We start from the raw sequence: 241 nt of genomic DNA on the forward strand, positions 1-241 counted from the left end.
AAGCGCCCGTAGCTCAATTGGATAGAGCGTTTGACTACGGATCAAAAGGTTAGGGGTTCGACTCCTCTCGGGCGCGCCATAAACGGGAAGTAGCTCAGCTTGGTAGAGCACTTGGTTTGGGACCAAGGGGTCGCAGGTTCGAATCCTGTCTTCCCGACCATTTATGGGGCCTTAGCTCAGCTGGGAGAGCGCCTGCCTTGCACGCAGGAGGTCAGCGGTTCGATCCCGCTAGGCTCCACCA

The 241-nt window shown here is 57.7% G+C and carries 3 tRNA genes; all 3 read left to right on the forward strand.

The window, feature by feature from the left end:
- Window positions 1–2: 2 nt before the first annotated feature.
- Window positions 3–79, forward strand: a tRNA-Arg gene (locus ACN6NE_RS31360).
- Window positions 80–83: 4 nt separating this feature from the next.
- Window positions 84–160: transfer RNA gene (locus tag ACN6NE_RS31365), tRNA-Pro, on the forward strand.
- A 5-nt stretch (window positions 161–165) separates the two neighbouring features.
- Window positions 166–241: transfer RNA gene (locus tag ACN6NE_RS31370), tRNA-Ala, on the forward strand.

This window comes from Priestia sp. 53B2 (assembly GCF_056099005.1).